The sequence below is a fragment of the Granulicella aggregans genome, assembly GCF_025685565.1.
GTDB lineage: Bacteria > Acidobacteriota > Terriglobia > Terriglobales > Acidobacteriaceae > Edaphobacter > Edaphobacter aggregans_B.
In genome coordinates this window covers 1359734-1380520 of sequence record NZ_JAGSYE010000001.1, presented here as the reverse complement: position 1 = coordinate 1380520, position 20787 = coordinate 1359734, and the positions used below count along the sequence as shown (strand labels likewise).

The 20787-nt window shown below is 61.3% G+C and carries 16 protein-coding genes and 2 tRNA genes; 7 read left to right on the top strand and 11 right to left on the bottom strand.

Annotated elements, in window-relative coordinates; translation table 11 throughout:
- Positions 1 to 13: 13 nt before the first annotated feature.
- The 7 genes from OHL18_RS05570 to OHL18_RS05540 all read right to left on the bottom strand — a co-directional run bounded on the left by OHL18_RS05570 (position 14) and on the right by OHL18_RS05540 (position 10854).
- Positions 14 to 1555, bottom strand: coding sequence for a sensor domain-containing diguanylate cyclase (locus tag OHL18_RS05570; protein ID WP_263373832.1), 1542 nt, complete (start codon positions 1553 to 1555; stop codon positions 14 to 16).
- Positions 1556 to 1841: 286 nt separating this feature from the next.
- Positions 1842 to 7805, bottom strand: coding sequence for a beta strand repeat-containing protein (locus OHL18_RS05565; protein ID WP_263373831.1), 5964 nt, complete (start codon positions 7803 to 7805; stop codon positions 1842 to 1844).
- A gap of 249 nt (positions 7806 to 8054) precedes the next feature.
- A tRNA-Arg gene (locus OHL18_RS05560) sits at positions 8055 to 8131 on the bottom strand.
- A 50-nt stretch (positions 8132 to 8181) separates the two neighbouring features.
- Positions 8182 to 8799, bottom strand: a complete 618-nt coding sequence (locus OHL18_RS05555; RefSeq protein ID WP_263373830.1) for a hypothetical protein — start codon at positions 8797 to 8799, stop codon at positions 8182 to 8184.
- 75 nt (positions 8800 to 8874) lie between these two features.
- A complete protein-coding gene (locus OHL18_RS05550) occupies positions 8875 to 9909 on the bottom strand; it encodes a YheT family hydrolase (protein WP_263373829.1) in 1035 nt (344 codons plus the stop codon).
- On the bottom strand, positions 9909 to 10679 hold the full coding sequence (locus tag OHL18_RS05545; protein WP_263373828.1) for a DUF72 domain-containing protein: 771 nt from the start codon (positions 10677 to 10679) through the stop codon (positions 9909 to 9911). Before OHL18_RS05545 ends, OHL18_RS05550 begins: the two co-directional genes overlap by 1 nt.
- A 100-nt stretch (positions 10680 to 10779) precedes the next feature.
- Positions 10780 to 10854 (bottom strand) — tRNA-His (locus OHL18_RS05540).
- Between the two features lie 313 nt (positions 10855 to 11167).
- On the opposite strand from OHL18_RS05540, the gene prfA reads away from it, so the two are divergent.
- A complete protein-coding gene (gene prfA, locus OHL18_RS05535; protein WP_263373827.1) occupies positions 11168 to 12244 on the top strand; it encodes a peptide chain release factor 1 in 1077 nt (358 codons plus the stop codon).
- Here prfA and OHL18_RS05530 read toward each other — a convergent pair.
- Entirely contained in the window at positions 12241 to 12630 is a 390-nt protein-coding gene (locus OHL18_RS05530; protein WP_263373826.1) for a DUF5367 domain-containing protein, read from the bottom strand. The genes prfA and OHL18_RS05530 overlap by 4 nt on opposite strands.
- Positions 12631 to 12697: 67 nt before the next feature.
- Between OHL18_RS05530 and OHL18_RS05525 the strand changes: the two genes are divergently transcribed.
- The 4 genes from OHL18_RS05525 to prmC are packed head-to-tail and all read left to right on the top strand — an operon-like array spanning position 12698 to position 15148.
- Positions 12698 to 13270, top strand: coding sequence for a TetR/AcrR family transcriptional regulator (locus OHL18_RS05525; RefSeq protein WP_263373825.1), 573 nt, complete (start codon positions 12698 to 12700; stop codon positions 13268 to 13270).
- 50 nt (positions 13271 to 13320) lie between these two features.
- Complete coding sequence (locus OHL18_RS05520) at positions 13321 to 13875, top strand: hypothetical protein (RefSeq protein WP_263373824.1); 555 nt, start codon at positions 13321 to 13323, stop codon at positions 13873 to 13875.
- A 9-nt stretch (positions 13876 to 13884) separates the two neighbouring features.
- On the top strand, positions 13885 to 14271 hold the full coding sequence (locus OHL18_RS05515) for a VOC family protein (RefSeq protein ID WP_263373823.1): 387 nt from the start codon (positions 13885 to 13887) through the stop codon (positions 14269 to 14271).
- Positions 14272 to 14284: 13 nt separating this feature from the next.
- The gene (gene prmC / locus OHL18_RS05510; protein WP_263373822.1) at positions 14285 to 15148 is read left to right on the top strand and encodes a peptide chain release factor N(5)-glutamine methyltransferase; all 864 of its coding nucleotides are present in this window, start codon (positions 14285 to 14287) and stop codon (positions 15146 to 15148) included.
- On the opposite strand, the gene OHL18_RS05505 is transcribed toward prmC, so the two are convergent.
- Positions 15145 to 16677, bottom strand: a complete 1533-nt coding sequence (locus OHL18_RS05505; protein ID WP_263373821.1) for a FecR family protein — start codon at positions 16675 to 16677, stop codon at positions 15145 to 15147. The genes prmC and OHL18_RS05505 overlap by 4 nt on opposite strands.
- A 106-nt stretch (positions 16678 to 16783) precedes the next feature.
- Positions 16784 to 17572, bottom strand: coding sequence for a HugZ family pyridoxamine 5'-phosphate oxidase (locus OHL18_RS05500; RefSeq protein WP_263373820.1), 789 nt, complete (start codon positions 17570 to 17572; stop codon positions 16784 to 16786).
- Positions 17573 to 17679: 107 nt separating this feature from the next.
- Here OHL18_RS05500 and OHL18_RS05495 point away from each other — a divergent pair, with 107 nt between their 5' ends.
- Positions 17680 to 18555 (top strand): c-type heme family protein, encoded by an 876-nt coding sequence (locus OHL18_RS05495; protein WP_263373819.1) that lies wholly within the window; start codon positions 17680 to 17682, stop codon positions 18553 to 18555.
- 5 nt (positions 18556 to 18560) lie between these two features.
- Here the strand turns inward: OHL18_RS05495 and OHL18_RS05490 are convergent, their stop codons facing one another.
- Positions 18561 to 19646 carry a serine/threonine protein kinase gene (locus OHL18_RS05490; RefSeq protein WP_263373818.1) on the bottom strand — a complete coding sequence of 362 codons (1086 nt, stop codon included), beginning with the start codon at positions 19644 to 19646 and terminating at the stop codon, positions 18561 to 18563.
- A gap of 194 nt (positions 19647 to 19840) precedes the next feature.
- Here OHL18_RS05490 and OHL18_RS05485 point away from each other — a divergent pair, with 194 nt between their 5' ends.
- Positions 19841 to 20770, top strand: coding sequence for a sugar phosphate isomerase/epimerase family protein (locus OHL18_RS05485; protein WP_263373817.1), 930 nt, complete (start codon positions 19841 to 19843; stop codon positions 20768 to 20770).
- Positions 20771 to 20787: the final 17 nt, after the last annotated feature.

Genomic DNA, 20787 nt, shown 5'->3' with positions numbered 1-20787 from the left:
CAACGATTCCAGGTCATGCGTCGCATGTGGTGAGTGCAGTCGATGACGCGCTCACCACACGGTTCCGTCCACCCTGTTTGGCAGCGTAAAGTGCTTCATCCGCGGCTGCGATGAGGCGCTGCGAAGGAAGAATGCTATCCGGAACCACGGCGCTGAAGCCGATCGAAACCGTCACGACCCCGCTCGCGTTGCCCTTGTGCTCGAGGCCCAGAGCTTCCACTCCCTCTCGAATCGACGCCGCAACGGTGCTGGCGTCCTCCAGAGTTGCGCCAGGCAGCAGAACCACGAACTCTTCGCCCCCATAGCGCGCTGCCAGGTCGCCCGCCCGCTTCAAACGGGGAACGATACTATGAGCGATTGCGCAAAGGCAATGATCGCCCGCGAGATGACCGTACATGTCGTTGTAGGACTTGAAGTGGTCAGCATCGAGAAGCAGCAGTCCGATGGACATTCCCTGTCGCCGCGCCCGGCTCCATTCGGCGTCGAGCGTCTGGTCAAAGAGCCTGCGGTTGCCTAGTCCGGTCAGGCTATCGTGCGTTGCCAGGACCTCCATCTGCTCCAGCGCCAGCTTCAACTGTCCCTGAAAGTCATCCCGTTCCCGTGCGGTCAGGGTGATGGCAAAGCTCATGACCATCGCAATGGTGAGGTAGACCTGAAGGGTCATGATCCTGAAGGGCTCGTGATGCCCCTGGATAAACATGAACGGCCCCGCTCCGCTGATCGTGCCATGAGCCGCGATGATGGTCACCGCGTTGACGGCCAGAACCGCGCCGGGAAAGCCAACCCAGTTCACCATCACGACAAGAATGGGGAAGATGAGAAACGCAATCGGATATGCGGTCTGATGAAAGATGAACCAGCTAGCCCCCAACAGCACGCCAAACATGGCCAGCGTCGCAAGTCGCCGCCCCGGTCGTAGAAGCTGATAGGTCTCCCGGCTGGCCAGGACAAGGACCAGCGGGGTATAGAGCGCTATCCCCAGGGCATCTCCGCTTAGCCAGTGTCCAACTACTGACCAGAACTCCTCGCGAAGATAAGCGTGGGCGAACCTCGACCACACAAGCGCGGGGATCAGCGGCGCGCCGATCAGGACCATGACGCTGAATCGAAGGATCAACCTGGGCTTACGCAGCCACTCGGACAGGTTGTTAAAGGCCGGGAGTACGGCAGCCGCAAAGACCATCTCAAAGACATTGCAGAGGGTATCTCCCGCGAGCTGGATGACTGGTTCACCCAGAAGCCTGAGATGCGTTCCGGTGGTGATGACATAGCCAGCCATAATCCACGGCCAGTTGCGTCGTGAGCACAAGAGCAAAACGCCGATGAGCAGGCCGTCGATCGGCCAGCAGATGGCATGCAGGTCAGTATAGAAAACCAGTGGATCGATGAACCTGGAGTTCAGGTAGACGCCAAAAGCGCTGACCATCGTCGTCGCGACGCCATGCGCAATCGGTGAGTGATCGCGAAGCCGGGATGCCGCGGCGCGGATCTTTCTCCCCCAGAGCGATACTCCGTTAGTGAGTGCGCTGGAGTTCAACACGAGGCCACTCCGCATAGCTGCGCGCTCAGGCTGAGATTGCCTGAACTGGTCACATCGTAGGGTGTATGGCGTCCACCTGGAGTGTGTAGATCCAAAAGATCTCCGAGGGGCCTTTCTACGCAATCGGCCATATCCATGCTATCGGCATAATCCAACATTATGTAAAGACACGCCATACTCAAAGGGAGTAGCACGGCAAAACCGATAGCGTATAGTGAACGCGGGATCGCATCCCGGTCGCCCCTCTGCCTCTATAGAACACAGGCGGCGACCGCTTCGGCGCGTACAGCTTGATTCGCCCTTATTGCGTCGCAGTCGTGACCACCGAGTTTCCTACCGCATTCACCAGTGTGACGGTCACTCCCATGATCGTCGTCGCGTCCGCGTTCAGGTTGAACGGCTGGGCATAGGTGAACGTCGACCCATAAGCGTTCGATGCCGGGGTGTTGTACCAGCTCGCGAAGATCGAGGTAACGTCGATGGTCACGTCGGGGTTGGAGATCGTATTTCCCGGAGTAGGCGTGAAGTGGAAGATCGCTGACTTCACCTCACGCGTATTGGAGAAGCCGGTCACCGTCACAGTGACCGCTGTCGTCGTACTCCCAACCTTGGCGGCCGAGATCTGCGGCACCACCGTTGGAAGCGTAACCACTACGGGGGTGACGCTCGCAGGGGTCACATTCACATCATCAGCAGTGATGGTGAGTGTGACAGTGACCGTCCCTGCAACGGTTCCGGCCTGGAACTGGACGTCGGGGGTCGTAGTCGAACCCGCCGGCAGGGTGACGTTGATCGTTCTGCCGCCCGATGAGAACTGCACCGCCGGGTCGTCGATGCCGGTCGTTGTGGCCGGAGCGAAGGTCAACGTCAACAGGCAGTTGATCGGAACCGCGTACGGCTGCTTCAACTGGAAGGTCACCATCGGCTGATCGCCCGAGGCCGCCGTCGACGGCCCAGTGAAGACCACCACCGGCGCTACCTCTACCAGGAAGCTAGCCACGGTGGTTGAGTCTCCCGAGGCCGTGTCAGTCACCGTCACCGGCAACGTCCCCGCTTCCGTCAGCAGGCTCGCCGGAATCACCGCCGTCAGCGTCGTTGCGCTCACGAAGGTCGTCGCGACCGCGGCCGAATTTACCTTGACCTGGTCGGTCGAGGTGAAGTTCGTCCCTGTCAACGTCACCGTCTGCGCCGCGCTTCCCGCGACCGCGCCGACGGGAGACAGCCCAGACAGCGTCGGCGCCGCCGCAGGCGACACCGTGAAGGTTTGTGAGACTGGAGTCGCCGCTGCGTACGTCGCATTGCCGGCCTGAGTTGCCTGGATCGTCACGGTTCCCGCGCCCGTCAGCGTCACCAGGCTTCCGGCAACGGTCGCCGGTCCAGAGGTCACCGCGTAGCTCACCGCCAATCCCGAGGAAGCGGTTGCCGTGAGCGTAAACGGCGCGTCACCGACTGTGTGGTTGGGAATCGCCGGGAAGGTGATCGTCTGCGCCGCTCCACCCTGCACCGTCAGCGTTCCGGGCAGATACGTGAAGCTGTAGTTCGTTGCCGTCAGAGCCTGGGTTGCGAACGTGATTGGATAGGTCCCCACCGGCGACGTGGTTGTCGCGGTCGTCGCCAAAGTGGCCGTGCCGCCGATCACCGCCGATGTATCTCCGTTCACAAACCCGGCCGTTGTGTAAGTCAACGCCGGATTTGCTACTCCGAAGGTACGCGATACGTTGCTCGCCGTGGCCGTCAACACGGCCTTCGCCACAGTGAAGCTCTGCGAGACGGAGGTCGCCGCCGCATAGGTTGCGTTGCCCAACTGCGCGGCTGTCACTACAACCTGACCAACTCCCGTAATGGTGACCGTCGATCCCGTCACGGTCGCTGGTCCTGTCAGCGAGTATGTCACCGCCAGCCCGGAGCTTGCTGTGGCCGTCAACGCAAACGGAGCCGCTCCGTACGTCTGATTGCCGAGCGTCCCAAAGGTGATCGTCTGCGCGGACTTCGCGATCGTTAGCGTCTGTGCCGTGCTCGCGCTCGCCTGGTAGCTCGTGTCGCCGCTATAGCTCGCCACGACGGTGTAGGTTCCGGCCAAAAGCGCGGTCGTGCTGAAGCTGCCAGTGCCCGTGCCGTTCAGCGTTACCGTTCCTAACACCGCCGCAGGAGTTACGGCCGTATTGGTCAGTGTCACTATCCCCGTCGGCACCGGGGTTACCTGCTCCGTGCCTGCCACCGCAACCGTGAACGTCACACTCTGGCCTGCAGTTGGAGCTGCGGGCGTAATCGCCAGCGTCGTCGCGCTTTGTGCCGCGGCTACGGTTCCACCACCGGTCAGGTTCGTGGTCGGCGAAACGCTCGCCGAAACATTCGCGTCGCCCGGATAGCTGGCTTCCACCGCATGCGTACTGTCGCTGCTTCCGCCGATGGTCAGGTTGCGCGTTCCGGTTGCGGTCTCGGTCACCTGGCTCAATAGGACGATAGAAGTTCCGTCGCTGAAGTTCGAGACGCCAACGTCCGGGAATCCGTCCCCATTGAAGTCCGCAGAGGACTCGCCATACGGGAAGTTTCCTGTCGGATACGTCAACTGCGTCTGGAACGTGCCATCGCCGTTGCCCAGAAGAATGCTCTCCGTCAGGCTCGATTGCGCTGTATTCCCGACGGCGATGTCTTGCTTCCCGTCGCCGTTGAAGTCTGCGATCACCAGGCCGACTGGCTGCCCTCCGACCGGATACGTGACCTGCGTCTGGAACGTGCCATCGCCGTTACCGAGAAGCACGCTGACCGTTCCGTCTTCATGGTTGGTCACGGCAAGATCCAGCTTGCCGTCGCCGTTGAAGTCTCCCGTCTGCACTCCCTGCGGGCCATTTCCGACCGCGTAGGTCACCATCTGCTGGAAGGTTCCGTCGCCGTTGCCCAGGAAGATCCCGACCGTGTTATCTCCGTTATTCCCCACCGCGACATCCACAAAACCGTCGCCGTTGAAATCGCCCTCAGCGATCGTCTGCGGAGTGCTGCCCGTCGGATAAGTCACCGCTGTCTGCAATGTGCCGTCGCCATAACCGAGCAGCACGCTCATCGTATTGGCGTAGTAATCTCCGGCCACCACATCGGGGAGTCCATCCCCGTTGACGTCCATAACACCCAGACCCACCGGCGAAGCGCATGGATACGTCACCTGCATCTGGAAGGTCCCATCCCCGTTCCCAAGCAGCACGCTGATCGTGCTGCTGCCCGTGTTCGCAACGACCAGATCTAGATTGCCATCGCCGTTCAGGTCAGCGACCAGCACCCGTTCCGGCTCGCTGCCGACGTTGTACTTGACCTCCGGCTGAAACGTCCCGTCTCCCTTGCCCAGCAGGATGCTGACGGTGTTCTCTTCGTAGTTGCCGACCACCAGGTCCTGGAAGCCGTCGCCGTTGAAGTCTCCCGCAGCCTGGCCGTAAGAGCCTTCGCCGGTGGAGTTTGCTCCACTCGCCGGTGTCGCCGCTGAGAATCCTACCGCTCCCGCACCCAGACCAACCGATCCCAGGACCGAGTTCGAGTTACTCGTATCGAGGAACGAGACCATGCCTGTCGGGGCGACGGTGTTCGATCCCGTGCTGACCACGGTCCCGGTCGCGCTATAGTTTCCGCCGCTTCCGGTCGTCGTGAAGCTTGTGGCGGATGGGTACTTCCCGGTCACCGTAACCGTCTGCGGCGACGACACGCTGGACTGTATGCCGGCGATCTGCACAAAGTTTGCCGTAAAGCTATGCGTCCCAATTGTTCCGGGAGCCAGCTTCAGAGTCGCCGAGGCAGTTTCCATCGAAATCTGTGCAATGCCGAGATTCGAGCTCAAATTGCAGGCCACTGCCAGAGTCGTATCGCAGAAGAATACCTGTCCTCCGCCCAAATTCGAGTCGCCTGCTCCCACCATCGCGGTGAGAGTGATCGGCGTTTGGTACGCTACCGACGTTGGGCTGACCGTCAACGCCGTGACCGTCGCCTGTCGCGCAAGCACCGTGAAGTTATCCGTCGCACTTGTGCTCGGCGCATAGTTCGCGTCGCCACTGTAGGTCGCTACCAAGGCCGCGTTGCCTACCGGCAGCTTCGAATAGTAGAGGGATGCGGCGCCGTTCCCATCGATCGTGATGGTGCCGAGAACTGCAGCGGGGCTGGCACTGGTATTGGTCAGCGTCACCGTTCCAGTGGGTACGGGCGACTGCGCCGGAGAGGCGCTCACCTGCATCTGGAAGTAGACGCTCTGGCCCTGGCGAGACTCGCTTCCGGACTGCAGGGTGGTGGCAGAGCCATTTCCGGCCGTCACCAATAGTGTCTGCGCCGCGCTCGTGCTCGCCGCGTTGATCGTGTCGCCGTTGTACTTCGACGTGATGCTGTGCGTGCCCGCCGACAGGGCCGAGGTAAAGTACATCGCGTACTCCGCCCCATTCGCCTGGCTTACGGTTCCAAGCAGCGTCGTGCCGTCATAGAAGCTCGTCGAGCCGTTCGTGACCCCTGAAACGCCTGTGCCCGTCCGCGAAACCGTGCCGATCAACTCAACCGTCTGGCCCGTGAGCACTGGGTTCGGATTGATATTGAGCGACTCCGCCGTAGCCACTCCCGTGCCATATCCATAGAGCGTGGTGCCGTTCGTCGAAGTGGTGTCATTCAGACTGTTCGATGTCGCGGTGTACGTCTCCTGGTAGCTCTGCGCAGCCGGTGGCGAAAAGTCCACCGAGAAATCGCACTTTTGCCCCGGCTGCACCACAAGCCCGTTCACGCAGACGCTAGACGAGTCCTTGGTAAACACCGTCCCGCTGATGGCGAGGTTACTCAACGTCAGCGGCATGTTTCCCGTATTCGAGATCGTGTCGCCGCCCGTCGTCGTCGTCCCAACCTGCGTCGTCAGAATGAAGTTCGACGCCGACCGGTTCGTAATCGCAAGACCGCTGCCTCCCGGCTGCGTCGTAATGACGTTGCCGGCCTGGTCAACCGCCATCCCGTAGTTCGACCCGCCACCATACTCGACCTGCGTCCCGTCCGGGCTGATCAGGGTGTCGCCATTCGGGGTCGAGATGTAGATCCGCTCGCCTGCATCCACTGCAATGTCGTTTAAAGCTCCCAGCCCAGTCGCAATCGAAATTGCGGTTCCGCCCGCCACCGGCAGCTCTGTTACCTCTCCGCCATTCTGATCGTCTACGTAAAACACGTTTCCGAGGGAGTCGACCGCGAGGCTCGTCGGCGGGGCAATCCCGCTCGCAAGCGTTGTCTCGGTTCCCTGGTTGTCGATCTTGATGACCCGGTTGTTCCCAGTATCGGCGACATACACCGCTCCCGTCCCGTCCACTCCGACCCCGGTCGGATTCGAAAGCGTGCTCGTCGTCAGCGTCGTCGGCGTCCCGAACCCCTCGTTGTACGCGAGGATCGCGTTATGCGTCTTGTCCGCGATGTAGAGCGTACCGGCACCATCGACTGCGATGCCGCCCGGCGTCCCCAGCCCCGAAATATCCAGCTGCCCCGACGAACCGGAACTCGTCGTGTACTTGTACACGGCGTTCTGTGACGCGTCGGTGATGTAGTAGTTTCCGTCCGGGCCCACCGCGACGCTGTCCGGCTGGTTCGTCAGCCCAGTCGAGACCCGCAAGTCGCCCAGGTCGAATCCAAGCTGCGGCGAGGTCCCGGTCGCGTAGAGCAAAGTCTCATAGATAACGTTGCCGTTCTGGTCTTTGGAGATCACCGCGTTCGTCGTCAATCCCGGATAATTCGGCTGAAACGCGAGGGGAGCCGTGCACGGATTTGGGTAGTTGCAGGTGGCCTCCCCGAAGAAGCCGTTCAACCCCGCTGCAAAGGTGAGGTTCTGCTCGGTCACTCCCGCCGGATACGGATACGACAGCGTGATCGTCGACGAAGTTCCACCCACCGGCGTACTGCCGAAGCTCTGCGAGTTGATCACCGCATTCGGATATCCGGGCACGAGATTCGGCTTCGACCGCCCTGGCCCGGTCTGGCCGACGATTGGAGTTGTCGATGCAGCTCTCTTCGGCTTCGCCGGCGAAGAGGCGGGAGCGGCCTTCGGCGCATGCTTCGAAAAGACCCGGATCTGCCGTTTAAACTCGCGCCGCGATCCGTCCCTGCTGATCGTTACGACACTCTGGTCCACGGTGGAGACCGCTGTTTGTGCCGCAGGCGTTGCTGGAGTCGTAGCGGCGCGAGCCATGCCACTGACGGTTGCCAACAAAACCACTCCGCAAAACAATACCGTTCCCGGGGCCTCGATCTTCCAATAGCTCTGATTGCGCAATTGAATCTCCCGACAGCCCATCCGCTCACCTATTCGGGCAAGAGCAGAGCTACGATCCGGCGAACAGAATGCGCCTCCGTAAACTTCGGAGCACGCGCGAATTCAGGTCAGAACAATAGTCAGTAGAGGTGTCGAAGGAAAGTGAACCACAGCATCCATCGCTTGTCACCAGAAAAGGCGCGGAGCATGACCCAAATCGCCACGTCAGCAACGCGATCGATACAGCTGTTCAAGTTTGTAGAGGGTAGATGGTGGGCGAGGCGGGGATCGAACCCACAACCGTCGGCTTAGAAGGCCGGTGCTCTATCCAATTGAGCTACTCGCCCGGTGCTAATGCGATTGTAATGGCAGGTGCAGCCGCAAGCGCGGCGAACCTTTACGCCAGTGCGATATCTCTGCTGCGCAACAGTGCGACGACCGCCTCGAGCGCCGATCCCCACACCTGCTTCGCAGCCGCGAGATTCGGCCCGAGCGCCTTCACGTAGAGCGATACCGCGAAGCCCTCCTGCGGGCCGGTGAGGTCGACCAATGCCGGACGCAGCACGCAATCCAGCATCACCTGCGGCTCGTCGATCGAAACCGCGAGCCGCTCCAACCGATGCAGCAACTGCTCGCTCTGATGGAACGAGGCAAAGATCGTGCGGTCGCGCCAGACCAGGTCGATATAGCTGGCGAATCCTGTCTTCGCGTCAGGACTGTCAGTCCGGATGTCGAGCTGCAACTGTAGCTGCTCCAGTTCTTCAGCATCGAGCACCCAGGCGTCGCACTTGGCCGTGAACACCGGCGACCGGCCAGCATTCAGAGCTCGCAGGGCCTGCATCAGCGGAGGATTCTGCTCGGCCTCCGGGATCTGATCCATGTCATAGGGGTTCTCGCGCAGGTCGACAAAGTCGGCCGCCGTTTCAGTTGTCGCCGCGCCCGCCTCCGCTCGCGACCATGGGACGACCAGCACTGGGTCATCCGCAGAGCACTCCACCGACCACTCAACAACCATAACTCCTTATTTTAGCTTCGACTGGCCAGCAGCGGTCCTACTTCAGTCAATTGCGTAGCTACGGAGCCGCCTCTGTCAGGCGTTGGCGAGCAGGAAGCGAAGCAGCGTCTGCTCCGCCCAATAACCGTCGTCACCCCGGGCGGGATCGGCATCAGCCAGGAAGGCGCAGTGGCCGCCGTGCGTGGTCTCAAGCAAGGTGACGCAGGGATTCGCCTGCAGCTTGGCTCGGCTCTCCAGGGTGAGCCGGACGAAAGGATCGTCGAGCGCATGCAGCACCAGCGCCGGGACCGCGATGCGATCGATCACCCGGGCCGAGGCCGCGCGGTAGTAGTAATCGTCAGCACCGGTGAAGCCCGCGTAGAAGGCGGTGACGCGCTCGTCGAAGTCGCGCAGAGAGCGCAGACCATCCGCGCGGGAAGCATCGTAGATCGCGGGAAACATATCAGCCTTGCGCCGGTAGCGTGCGACCAGCGAGCGCAGAAACTTCATCTCGTAGACGCGGTTCAGCGGTTCATGCAGAGCGTCAGCCGAAGGTCCAAGATCGATCGCAGGCGAGACCCCGATGACGGACTTCAATGCGGGAGGAGCGTTCGCGCCCAGATCGCCCGCAAGCTTCAGAACGAGATTTCCGCCCATCGAGTAGCCGATCAGCGCCATGCTCGTAAAGCCCTCGCGAGCGAGGAAGAACCGCATGACGGCATCGACATCGCCCGAGAAGCCGGAGTGATAGAGCGTGGGCGAGAGGCGCTCCGTGCCGCCACAGTTCCGCATGTTCATGCGGATGATGTTGCAGCCAGCGCGCCACAGCTTGTTCGCGTTACCGATGACGTACTGCGAGTTCGACGAGCCTTCCAACCCATGCACAATGATCGCCGTCGGCCGTTCCGCTCTCACTTCGGCCGCCTGGAAGTGGCAGTGGCAGAGGACCTGACTCGCCGGCTCGCTCCCTTGGGCTGGAGCCACTTCAACCAGGAATGGCACCGGCGGCGGCAGCGCATCCACCCGGCGCAGGAAGTTGCCGACGATCGTCTGGAGATGGCCGTTGCGAAGGAACCGTCGGGGACGGAATGTGGCGTCGAGCGCTGCAGCCACAGATGTCGAAGCCGCCATCAATTTCCGGCACCTAACGTCTTGATGAGAGCAGCCGCATTCAGCGCCCCCGTCGGCTCGTCCTCGTGTTTGAAATAAACGTAGACGTCGCGTGATTCCGCAAGCGAGGCGAACTTCTTTGCGAACGTAGCAACCTCCGCGGCACCGTAACCGCCGTTGCGCCGCAGCCGGAAGCTGGTGTGCGTGGCGGCAGGATGAATCTCCGGTGAGACCAGATCGTCGCTCTCTGCAATGCAAAGTGCGGCGTTGTGGTCATGCAGCAGAGCTTCTACCTCAGGCGTAAACCAGCTCTCGTGCCGAAACTCGAAGGCGACCGGAAGAGCAGCGGCGGTGAATATGGGCAGCGCCAGGAACTCGCCCAGACGCTCGGGATCAGCTTTGAAGTTCGGTGGAAGCTGGAAGAGCAGAAGCCCTAGCTTGCCCGCGGCACGAACGGGATCTAAAGCTGCGACTAACTGGCTGAGGTCGGCCTCGCACTCGCGCAGGCGCTTGAAGTGCGTGATGCGCTGCGGGGCCTTGAAGCTGAAGCGAAACCCCTCCGGCGTCGCCGCCAGCCAGTCGGCGAGCATCTTCGCGGTGGGCAGAGCGCGGAAGGTGTAGTTCACCTCCACCGAGTTCACCTGGGACGCGTAGTAGCCGAGGAACTTCTTCGCCGCCAGGCCCTCCGGATAAAATCCGGGCTTCCAGGTCGGGTACGCCCATCCCGATGTCCCAACGAACAGACGCGCGGGCGGGGCGATCGCCTGAACCGGATTCTCACTGATCTTCATCTTGGAGGCTATTTGGGAGGCGCGGGGCAAAGGAAGTCCGTTAGATACGCAGCTTCAACTTGAGGCCCCGCATCGCTGCTCAATTGCAGGGAGGGGATTTTGGGGCGGCTAGTGGGGTTCGAACCCACGACATCCGCTGCCACAGAGCGGCGTTCTGCCACTGAACTATAGCCGCCACAATACTGTCAATTGTAGCATCGGTACCTCCGGCGTAAAAGCAGCAGATTCGGCGGAACCGCTCCTGGTCGTTACTTGCGGCTGGATCGCGGTCTCAGGCAAGGTACAACTGCCGCAGCAGAACCTATGCTGCAACCTTGAAGAAGCTGTAACATCTAAATTAGCGATGCAAGGTCCCATGGCAAACCCGGTGTTCTCTTCCCGCGTGACGATCCGCCACGACTTCCTCTAGCTGCGCCTCTCCGCAGCGTCGTGTGTCTTGCCACACCTTGTACCCTACCCCCTACACTCAGCCTTTAGGAGCACCCGCTATGTTTGACCGTCTCGACCAGATGGAAGCCCGTTACGAAGATCTCGGCAAGCAACTCTCCGACCCTAACATCGTCAGCGACCAGGAGAACTACCGCAAGGTCTCCAAACAGCACCGCGACATGGAGCCGATCGTCGAAAAGTTCCGCGAATACCGCTCCGTGAAGAACGCGATCGCCGACGCGAAGGCGATGCTGGCCGAGAGCGATCCCGAGATTCGCGCGATGGCGCAGGAAGAACTGGCAGCCCTCGAGCCCCGCGTCGGGCCGATCGAGGAAGCTCTGAAGATTCTGCTGCTTCCAAAGGACCCGAACGACGAGAAGAACGTGATCCTGGAACTGCGCGCGGGAACGGGCGGCGACGAGGCCGCGCTGTTTGTGGCCGAGGTCTTCCGCATGTATCTCCGCTTCGCCGAGCAACATCGCTGGAAGGTCGAGATACTCTCGCAGACGGAGACCGGCATCGGGCACGGCCTTAAGGACGTGACGGCGATCATCGAAGGCGAGCATGTCTACTCGCAGATGAAGTATGAGTCGGGCGTTCATCGCGTGCAGCGCGTTCCCGCAACCGAGACCCAGGGCCGCGTGCACACCTCCGCGATCACCGTGGCCGTGCTGCCGGAGGCCGAGGAAGTCGACATCAAGATTGAGGCGAAGGACCTTCGTATCGACACTTTCTGCTCCTCGGGACCAGGTGGGCAGTCGGTGAATACGACCTACTCCGCGGTACGGATCACGCATCTGCCAACGAACACCGTCGTCAGCTGCCAGGACGAGAAGTCGCAGATCAAGAACCGCGAAAAGGGAATGCGCGTGTTGCGGGCTCGCCTGTATGAAGTCGAGGCCGAGCGCATCCACCAGGAGCAGGCGAAAGACCGCAAGCAGCAGATCGGATCGGGCGACCGCTCCGAGAAGATCCGCACCTACAACTTCCCGCAGAACCGCCTCACCGATCATCGCATCGGCCTGACCAACCATCAGCTTGCAATGGTCATGGAAGGCCAGTTGCAACCGACGATCGACGCCTTGATTGCCCACTACACGGCGGAGAAGCTGAAGGCCGAGGCAGTCGCGGCCTAAGCTGCTACCTGAAGACTGGCGATCTCTGCCACGAGCAGCACCAGGGCGTAGGTGGCAAAGAGAAATCCGCTGTAACTTCCGGCGGTTGCCGGTTGCATGCGCGGCATCCACCGGGAGAAGTTTGAGAGCAGAACCGCTTCTCCGATCATGCCTGGAATTGCGATCAGCAGCGCGGCCGACGGCCATTGAGCGTCCGGGATTGCAAGCCACCGGAAGAGCACTACGCAGGCGAAGGCCGAGATCAGCGGAGTCAGGACAAAGTTGAGCCAGTAACGCAGGCTTGTCGTCTCGAAGATGGCCTGTCCCCGAACTCGGTACAAGAGAGTTCCAAGAATCCAGAACGCAAGTCCGGCTACACCGAGAAGGATGGTGTCGTTCGTTTTCATGATCACTCCTGATAGATTTACTTTGTACCAATCGGTACATTACTTGTACCACATGGTACAAGCCGGAGTGAAGAAGAGCTTGAATGCGGAGACGGACAAGCGGCGCGTTCCAAATGGCCTGCTGGAGAAGTGCCTCGCAGCGTACATCGCAGCGGGCACGCTGGACTTGAGCCTAGACCAACTCGCCCCCGAAGTAGGGGTAAGCAAGCGGATGCTCATTCACTACTTTGTAAGCCGGGAGAATCTGGAGATTGCCGTGATCGGGCTTCTTGAAGATCGGCTGCGCGCCCAGTTTGACCCAGCCTCGTTTCCTCCGGGAACGTCGCCGCAGGAGTTCGTCGGCACCTTATGGAGCCGGAGCACCGCGCCCGCGTCGCGCGGGGTTCTTCTGCTCATCATGGACGTGACGCGGCGGGGCTGGAGCGGATCGGAGCACGCCCGGGCGTTTTACTTGGAGCAGCAGCGGATGTGGCAGGAACTGCTGCTGCCATACTTTCCCGATCGAGCCGTCGCCGACGAGTTATTGCAGCTCTTTCAGGGAGCTGTGCTTGTCTACCTTGTGACCGGGGATGCCGAACAGGGAAGCCGTTCGCTGCGTCGCATGGTGCAACGGAACTGCGTTGTTGAAGGCTCGGCGTAACCGGGAGTAGAGTGTTGGGGAAGGCGATCCATCCTCTCCGAGGTGCCGCTATGCGTACCATCTCTACAGCGTTCAGGTTCCTTCCGATCTCTCTTGGCATGGCGGCTATGCTCTCCGCTACGCATGGCATCGCCCAGGCTCCTGGACTCGACGGCTCACAGGTGTTCCTGCAAAGGCCGCACCTTGGCCTTACAGTATCGGGATGTCCTGTCTTCCTGTCGGCGAACCAGCGCGCATTTCCCCAGCAGGTTGAAACGGGAAGCCCAATCCCGGTCAGGCCGGCGCAGGGGCTGACGGTCACAATGACCGGACTGCGGGCGCTGCGCATCAAGAGCGCAGAGGTCGTGGCACACGCTCTTTCGCCCAGAAATCGGGCCGTTCTCACAGCGAACTCAGACGTTCCCGACGTTATCCGGCCATTTCACCTGGAAGCGAAGGATGGTGGAGGCTTCAGCAGCGATCTCTGGATGGACGGCGTGACTTCAATCCGTTGGATCGAGGTGAAGTCGATCACGTACTCGAACGGAACCGTCTGGCACGAATCGGAGACGCAGAAGTGCAGCGTCCGGCCAAACCCATTCTTCCTGATTTTGTCCACACGCTGAAAGGTACTTATGACCGGAGTTGGTCCCGGCAGGATCATGCAGATTGCGGTCACGGTGAGTGACCTGGATCGGTCGGTCGCCTTCTACCGCGACCTTCTGGGTATGGCGTTTCTCTTCAACGCCGGAACGATGGCGTTTCTGCAGTGCGGCGAAGTCCGATTGCTGCTGGGAACACCGGAGCCGGGCAGACCGATCTCGAATGGTGGAACGATTCTCTATCTCAAGTCCGTCGACCTCGATGGCGACTATGTGCGCCTTGCTGATGCGGGAGTGCCGAGCGTGCAGGCCCCGCAGATGATCGCGAAGATGCCGGACCACGATCTCTGGCTGGCGATCGTCAGCGATCCAGACGACAATCCTGTCGGACTCATGCAGGAGATCGCCCGAAGCAACTGAGAGAGAATGGGGCGTGACTCTTCGTGACGCAATTGCAGCGGCTGCAGCCCGGTTGTCGGAACAGGTGGATCTCGGCGGTAACGCGGAGCGCGACGCCGAACTTCTGTTGCTCCATGTAACCGGTGCGGCCCGGACAGTATTGTTTACCGATGGCGACCGGCCTCTGCGAGCGGAAGAGCTCGCAACTTACGAGGAACTGATCGCACGGCGGCAGACCGGCGAACCGATCCAGTACATCCTCGGCGAGCAGGAGTTTTACGGCCTGCCCTTCAAGGTGACATCAGCCGTTCTGATCCCGCGACCGGAGACGGAGCTGTTAGTAGAAGCGGTACTCGACCGGCTTCCAAAAGACCAACCTCTTCGGATCGTCGATGTCGGTACAGGCTCCGGGGCGATTGCGATTGCAGTCGCACATCACCTTCCTCTGGCGGCCGTAACGGCGCTCGATCTCTCCGAGGCGGCTCTGGCTGTGGCGCAGAAGAACGCGCAGCGGCTAGGGCTGGATCACCGCATGCGCTTTATGCGATCGGATCTGCTGGCTGGAGTTGAAGGCGAGGAGCCGTTCGACGCGGTGCTCTCAAACCCACCGTATATTCCCGAGTCGGACCGGGGGAGCCTGCACCGGCAGGTTCGCGAGTTTGAGCCCGAGATGGCCCTCTTCGCGGGAGCCGAAGGCATGGACATCTATCGAAGACTGCTCCCGGCAGCCGCAAAAGTGTTGAAGCCGGGAGGCCTTCTGGCGATCGAGATTGGCTATGGACAGCGTCTCGCGATCGAAGACCTCCTGTACGGCTGGAACCGCGTAAAAGTCCTGAGCGACCTACAGGGAATTGCCCGCGTGGTCATCGCGCGTACGCAGGAGATCGGCTCTCGTTAGTGAGGTCCGCCCTTGCCAGCAGAAGCGCCCGCTGAACTCGATACTGATGCCGATGCTGATGACGATGACGACGAAGTAAAGGAACTAGCGCTATGAACGGAACCCGAGGATGTGCTGCCTGCTGAAGCATGGGCCACCGTCCCGGATCCTGCATAGCTGCGTCCAAGGCTGACGGATGAGCCTTGTCTTGCATTAGCGGTGTAGATTGCAGAGCTGGCTGTCGAGACAAAGGTTCGCTCCGCTTGCGTCTCTGAGAGAGTACGGGTGATGGATCCACGTTCGACGGCGTGCTCGGAGATCTTGTCTAGGTGGTTGAATACGCCCCGGGGAACCCCGAGGCCCGCAGACTCGCCGTGAAAGACGAAAGAACCATCGGCAAGGAGACCCGAAGGCTGCATCCGTGAGAGGTTGACCGTCACAAAGGTCGGTTGGCCGCCCACGGGCCTAGTCGGCGGCCGCGGGCGCAACCCCCCGGGAGATTTGATCTTCGAAGCTGAGGGCTGATTCTGCAAGCCGTTCCAACCACCCTGCGGCTGCCATCCCCATCCGCCTCCACAGTAGCTCCAGCTTCCGGAGTGATACGGCGTCCAGCCCCAGGGATAGGGCGAAACCCACGAATAGCCGCTGGATGGATAGTAGCTCCAGATACCGCTGGCGTACGGGTCGAACGAAGCGCCGGCAAGGTAAGGCCGCCACATCGTGCCACAGCCTCCAACGTCCGAAAACGAGCCGTAGTAGGCGAGATCGTTGACGCCGTAGCTATAAGGCGAGTTGGCGTAGCTGGCGACGACGGCCAGTGACTTATTGTAATCGACAGCGTTTTTGTCCCAGGCATCGAACGGTGAGCCCTCGTCCATCCGGGCCAGCGTAGGAATTGCTCCGGCGGTGAGGTCGAATGTAGCGGCCTTATGCTTGCCGACGATCAGCGAACCCGAGTCGCTGACGGCAGTGACCTCGCCCTGGAAGACGGTCAACTTGGCGGTGGTGTCGGTCAAGTCGACACGAAAGTGGCTGGAGGGCGCGAGCTTCAGAGTCTCACCGCCGACACGGACGGTGAACTCCGGGGGAATCTTGCTGCTGACCAGACTGACATACATGCTGCCGCGTACGAGGCGGACCGTCGTCGTGGTCGCTCCTGAATCGCTTCGACCAAGCTGGGGAAAGTCTACCTGGGAGTTCGTAATGATCCGGAGGGAGCTGTTGTCTTCGAATTCAACCTCGGCAACTCCGAGCTGGGTGCGGAGCTCCTCCCCGGCAACGATGGGAAGGTTGGTGAAAGCAGTTTCGAACTTCTGGCCGGTGCGGTCGAGTTGGACCTCGCCACGCACCTGGCTAAGCCGGACGATGCGAATCTGAGAGACGGAGCGCGTCGTAGCCTGGTCTTCGTTGCGGTCCGGCACATCGGTTGAAATGACCGTTGCGGCACGAGGAGCCGGCTGGGTTGCGGGATCGGCAGATTGTGCGGCGCAGGCAGACGCGAAGAGTCCGACGGCTAACGCTGCGGGAAGGTGAAGGGAGGCGATTCTCATGGTTTGCTCTCCGTAAAACCGTGCTTGGCCGCAGACGCGTTCGTCCAGATCTGCTCGACGCAAGTATATGCCTGAAACGTAGAGCCTGATTTCTTTTTGGCCGGAATCATCGGACCGCTCGTACCATCTCGACCAGGACGGTTCGAGTCTCGCCGGCGGTGGCCACTTCGCGGGTGAAGTTGATGCGCGTGCCCTTCATGCCTTCGGCGGTCTTCAGGCGCAGCCAGAAGCCGAGCCGGTCGACGGAGGTCATCGTAGCCTCGGTCGCTTCAAGACCGCTGTGGACGCGGGCGAGCAGGATCATCGAGTCGACGTGATCGGCGTTCATATGGGCGATGATGCCAGGTGCAGCATCGGCGAGCGGGTCAGGCGCAGCCGTGGCGTAGTCGTCTGCGGCGACCCAGCCCATGACGCCGAATCCGCCGACGTAATAGAGATCGAGAACTTCGAGGCGAAAGAAGTGGAAGTCGGCGAAATCGACCCAATAGCTGCTGTTGGGATGGCGGGCAAGATAGAGCTCGCGGACAGCGGGTAACTCTTCGGCAGCCACTGGCTCGGCGTTGCCGACCAGCGTGGCCCGGGCAGCGCCAAGCGGATCGCCATCAGCCGCCGTTTGCAGGATGAAGAGACTGCAACGCGGGTCCGAGCGCAGGTTCTGCGTGTGCATCGCCATGTTGCTGATCAGGAAGATAGGCCGACCAGCAGCGTCCCACGCAAACGGCATCAGCGAGCCGAAGGGAAACCCCTCGTGCTTGCGCGACTGCGTCGAAAGCGTCGCGACGGACGTCAGCGACAGCAGCGTGCGGACACGCTCGGCGTGCGAAGGCTCTGGCGGCGTGGGGATGCTGGGGCCGGTGGAGGCGTGCTGGCGGGGTGGAACGGCTGCGGTCGACATGGGGAGCATCCTCTACGCTGATACTATCGCTCCAGTATCGTGAACCCGAACTGCGGACGTTTCGCACGGGCGCGGCGCCTTACTGAAGGCGCGACGGGAGTGAACTTTTGAAGCTACTGGTGAAGTTCAATCTTTTGCTGGTGGGCGTCTTCGCCCTTGGCCTGATCTCGACCTGGTTTGAGGCACGGGACTTTCTGCAGAACCAGGCGCAGGAAGAGGTCTTGCGCGAGGCCGGCCTGCTGGCTGCCAGCGCCTCCGCGACCCGGGTCTACACCGAGGAGGCCATCACTCCGTACCTGGCAAAGGCGGGCGAACATGATGGTGTCTTCCTCCCGCAGACCATCCCCTTCTACGCCGCGACGACCACCTTCCAGAAGATCCAGCACGACTACCCGGACTACACCTATAAAGAAGCAGCACTGAACCCGACCAACCTGCGCGACCGCGCAACGGACTGGGAGGCTGACCTGATCCAGCACTTTCGCGACGCGCCGAACGATAACGAGCTGACGCGGACGCGAGAGACCGCGAACGGGCCAAGCCTGTACCTCGCACACCCCATCCGCGTGACCGAGGGATGCCTGAGCTGCCACAGCCAGCCATCAGCCGCGCCGAAGACCCTGGTGGCGAAGTACGGCGACCGCAACGGCTTCGGCTGGAACATGGGCGAAGTGGTGGGCGCGCAGATCGTCTCGGTTCCCACCTCTCTGCCGCTGAAGATCGCGCACCAGGGATTGATCCGATTGACGATCGACCTGTTCGTCATCTTCGCCTTCGTGATCGTGCTGATCGACATTGGGCTGTACGTGATCGTCATCCGACCGCTACGTACAATCTCGGAGTCGGCCAACCGGATCAGCCGGGGCGAGATGGACCTCGAACACCTGACGGTTCGCGGAAACGACGAGGTCACCGAGGTGACGCGATCCTTCAACCGGATGCATACGAGTCTGAAGAAGGCGATGGATCTATTGGGCGAGTAGAGGCCTTAGTGTGGCCGTGTGCGAAGGAACTTCTGCCGCTCAGCCGGATCGTCGATCTCCTTCGCCGCCGCCTGGTAGAGCTGGTCGATGTCGGAGGTCCTCTTCGCCAGCCTCAGGACGGTGATCTTCGCAATGGGTCCGATGAATGCGGCAAGATGCTTCACCAGCGGTTCGAGCGGCTGCGGGACGGCTCCCGTCGGAGTCTTGTTCTGGTCGTCGGAGCCACGTTGAACGTTGTTGACGGGGGGCAGCGTGGCGGTCAGGTCATCCGGTGCGTGGGCGCGGGCATTTAGGGTGTCAAGGAACTCCGCCGCACTCGCGAAACGGCGCGACGGTTCCTTGTCCAGCGCGCGGGCCACGGCATCAGAGATATGCCCTGGGATCTCGGGGCGAAGCAGATGCAGCGGCTTTGGGACGTGGTTCAGGTGGCCCATCATCAGCTCGTAGGCGTTCTTGCCCTGGATGGGAGTATCGCCGGCGATGAGTTCGTAGAGTGTCACGCCGAAAGAGTAGAGATCGGACTGCGACGTGGCCTTCTCGCCGCGCACCTGCTCGGGAGACATATAGATCGGCGACCCCACGACCGAGCCGGCGAGGGTGAGTTCTGTCGATGTTCCGTTCTGCGCGAGGCCGAAGTCCAGCACCTTCATCTGCCCGCCGGGCGAGACCATCATGTTGGCTGGCTTGATGTCGCGATGAACGACGCCACGGGTATGGGCATACTCGAGCGCGCGCAGCGCCTGAGAAGAGTAGTCCAACAGCAGCGGAATGGCGATTCGGGTCCGGCGGCTGAGGGTGCGGAGGTCTTCGCCTTCGACCAGCTCCATCATCATGACGAGTTGCTCTTCAAAGTAGAAGGCAGTATGCAGCCTGGCTATATTTGGATGATTCAAGGACGCGAGCATCTGGATCTCGCGGCGGAAGCGCTCGGCGGACTCGGGCGTGCCGGTGCGCTCCGGCAGCAGGACCTTCATGGCCTCCTGTCGCTCGGAGATACGATGCCTGACCCTGTAGACGGTGCCGAGTCCGCCATGGCCGAGGGCAGCCTCGATCGTGTACTCGCCGATGATGCTGCCAGGTTCGAAGGCCATGCGGGGATTGTAAATGAGGAGGTTAGGCGCGCTGACGCGGCACACCCCTTGCGCATGCGCCAACTGTGTAGGCCTTGGGCTATGGCTTGCTTCAACAGCCCGTGTGGTGAAAAGCTGGTAGGGCCCCGCATAATGAGTCAACCGCCAAACCGCTATCGCGTTGTGCCGGGAAGAGTTCCAGACGAGGAAACTGAATGAATCGCCGCAAGTTCTTGACCGCAGCATCGGCCGCGATGGCTGCGGCCGCACTTCACCCCGCCCCGATGTCCGCAGAGCCGAACAAACTGAAGCCGATGGCTCTGGGCCTGCTGGTAAGCCCCTTCGGAGCGCCGGAGGCGACGATCCGCCGCGTGCATGATCTCGGCTTCAGCAACTGCTTCCTATCGCTTGATGGCTACATTGGCGGATTCACGCCAGCGATTGCGGCGGAGATGAAGGGCTTGCTCGAGAAGTACGAGGTGACTGCGACAACGGTTGAAGTCGTCGGTCCGAAGCCGCTGGTGTGGGACTTTCTGCAAGGGCCCTCGACGATTGGCCTGGTTCCCCCGGCCACGCGGGCGGCGCGTATCGACGCGCTGCGGCAGGTCTCGGACTTCGCGAAGATGGTCGGGATCGGGCAGGTGCAGACGCACTGCGGCTTCATCCCCGAAGATCCGGCAGACGCTTTGTATCCCGGCGCAGTGGAGGCGATACGCACTGTCGCCCAGCACTGCCAGGGCAACAGCCAGCACTTCCTGATGGAGACCGGGCAGGAGACGCCGACGACCATGTCCCGCATGATCCGCGACGTAAACATGCCAAACCTTGCCGTGGGGCTGGACACCGCCAACCTGATTCTCTACGGCAAGGCGAATCCCGTCGATGCGGTCGACATCCTGGGGCCGCATGTGAGGAGCATCCACGCTAAAGATGGACGCTGGCCGACCGACCCGAGCCAGCTTGGCGAAGAGGTGCAGATCGGCAAGGGCCTGGTGGACTTCCGCGCCGTCTTCACGAAGCTGCATAAAGTGGGATACACCGGCGCGGTGACGATCGAGCGTGAGACTTCCGGGCCGCAGCAGATTGAAGATGTGCGCCAGGAGAAGTTGTATCTCGAAAACATACTGAAGGAAGTAGTGGGCTGAAGCCAGATCAAGTAGAG